Annotated in this window: 2 protein-coding genes and 1 pseudogene; 2 read left to right on the top strand and 1 reads right to left on the bottom strand. The window is 64.7% G+C overall.

Annotation, left to right across the window (positions count from 1 at the left end; genetic code table 11):
• A partial coding sequence (gene xdhC / locus EOA27_RS32795) for a xanthine dehydrogenase accessory protein XdhC (protein WP_245491232.1) occupies positions 1 to 757 on the top strand: 757 nt, incomplete at its 5' end.
• A gap of 421 nt (positions 758 to 1178) precedes the next feature.
• Positions 1179 to 2009 (top strand): PhzF family phenazine biosynthesis protein, encoded by an 831-nt coding sequence (locus tag EOA27_RS32790; RefSeq protein WP_127258334.1) that lies wholly within the window; start codon positions 1179 to 1181, stop codon positions 2007 to 2009.
• A gap of 63 nt (positions 2010 to 2072) precedes the next feature.
• On the opposite strand, the pseudogene EOA27_RS42570 reads toward EOA27_RS32790, so the two are convergent.
• Positions 2073 to 2246 (bottom strand): annotated as a pseudogene (locus tag EOA27_RS42570) (nitrilotriacetate monooxygenase); the annotation flags it as partial.

Below are 2246 nucleotides of genomic sequence, written 5' to 3'. Positions count from 1 at the left end.
CGGCGTCTCCGTGCCCCCACCCCGGATAGCAAACGCCGCTTCGCGCCGCCTGCTCTCCGACCCTCCCCACGAGGGGGAGGGTAAAGAGGCCCGCATCGAGGTCGATGAAGTTTGCGCCACGCTCGACGTCCCGCTCGGGCCGGAGATCGGCCAATGCTGCGGCGGCCGCGTCGAGGTGCTGATCCGCCTCGTCGACGGCTCGCTGGAGCAGCAACTGATCGCCAACGCTCAATCGGAAGAGGCGCATCTGCCGCATGTCTATATCTTCGGCGGCGGCCATGTCGGCCAGGCGCTTGCCGCGTCGCTGGCGCTGCTGCCGATCCACGTCGTCGTCGTCGAGACCCGGTCCGAGGCATTGGAAGGCATGCCGGAAACGGTGGAAACCCGGCTGACGCCGATGCCCGAAACCGTGGTGCGCGAGGCGCCGGCCGGCTCAGCCTTCGCCATCCTGACCCACGATCACGCCCTGGATTTCCTGATCGTCGCCGAGGCGCTGAAGCGCGACGACACCGCCTATGTCGGCATGATCGGTTCGAAGACCAAGAAAGCCACCTTCAGGAGCTGGTTCCTGAAGTCCGCCGATGGCAGCGAAGCCGAGTTCGACCGCCTTGTCTCGCCGATCGGCGGCAATGCCGTTAAGGATAAGCGGCCCCCGGTGATTGCCGCGCTCGCCGCCGCCGAGATCATGACGGCGCTGGTCGCGCATGCCTCCGATGCGCCAGGCGCTGCCAGCGCCGAAAAGGTGATGGCCGGCTGACCTTGCCGTGGCGATTGGCCAGGAACGCCCGTCACTTCGTCATCCACGGGCGAAGCAAGGAGCGTAGCGACGCAGCGCAGACCCGAGGATCCATTCCGTGACTTCGATGCGTCGCAACGATCCAGAATTCTGCGCCACTGCACCTCCCGATCAAGGTCACGGCATGGATCCCAGGGTCTCCGCGACGGAGCTGCGCTCCTGCTTCGCCCTGGGATGACGAAGTTTGGGGCCTAATCCCCAGCACTTGCGCTGATTTCGAACGGTGTAAATCTTGCCTGCTGCCTTAAATCCCCGTGTCGAGGAGTTGGCAGCAAAGATACGCGGCTATGACTGCCGCTCACAGCTGCTCGTCGCTTTCTTCGTTTCCCAACAGACTTTGAACCGTGTTTTCTGCGCGCCTGACCAATACGAGGCGAGAAACATGGACATTCTGCGCATAGCAGCCTTTTCGAACGGCAACACCGGTGGCAATCCCGCCGGCGTGGTGATCGGCGAGGCCTTGCCGGATACGGCCGACATGCAGCGCGTCGCGGCCGAAATCGGCTTCTCCGAAACCGCTTTCGCCGCGCCCGAGGGCGATAGCTGGCGTGTCCGCTACTTTTCGCCGGAATCGGAAGTGCCGTTCTGCGGCCATGCCACCATTGCGCTCGGTGCGGCGCTAGTCAGGAAGTTTGGCAACGGGGTCTTCGCGCTGATCCTCAATCAGGCGACCATCACCGTCGAAGGTTTTTGCAACGGCGCCAACGTCGCCGCCGCGCTGCAGTCGCCGCCGACGCGCAGCGGGCCGGCTTCGTCGGAACTGGCCGGCGAGGCATTGGCGCTGTTCGGCTACCAGCCGGGTGATCTCGATCCGGCCATTCCGCCAGCCCTGATCCACGGCGGCGCCGACCACCTCGTGCTGGCGCTGAGGTCGCGTGAGGCATTGGCCGCCATGGCTTATGACCTGAAGCAGGGCCAGTCCTTCATGCGGCGCGAAGGCTTGGTCACGATCCTGCTCGCTTATGCCGAGACGCCGCGCATTTTCCACACGCGCAATCCTTTTGCTTCCGGCGGTGTCTACGAGGATCCGGCGACAGGGGCGGCGACCGCGGCCTTTGCCGGCTATCTGCGCGATCTCGGCTGGCCGCATGGCGGCGCCATCGACATCGTCCAGGGCGAGGATATGGGCATGCGCTCGCGCCTCCATGCCGATATTCCGCCGACGCTTGGCAGCTCGATCCGGGTGTCCGGAACGGCGCAGCTAATGGACTGAGCTGAAGCAATTCCAGGAAAAGTGCGCCGCGGTTTTCCGTCCGGAATTGCGAAACCAAGAATCTTAGATAGGCCGCTTGAGGCCGAGATGGTCCCGCAGCGTGCGGCCTTCATAGTCCCTGCGGAACAGGCCGCGCCGCTGCAACTCCGGCACCACCAGCGTTGCAAAGGCGTCGAGCTCGCCCGGGAACCAGGACGGCATGACGTTGAAACCGTCGGCGGCGCCGCCTTCAAAACT

The organism is Mesorhizobium sp. M2A.F.Ca.ET.037.01.1.1 (genome assembly GCF_003998075.1).
Taxonomy (GTDB): Bacteria; Pseudomonadota; Alphaproteobacteria; order Rhizobiales; family Rhizobiaceae; genus Mesorhizobium.
This window is presented reverse-complemented; position numbering and strand designations above follow the sequence as displayed.

What these genes read in the sequence shown, in the direction of transcription:
- EOA27_RS32790 (WP_127258334.1), top strand. Translation starts at nt 1,179, where the DNA reads ATGGACATTCTGCGCATAGCAGCCTTTTCGAACGGCAACACCGGTGGC.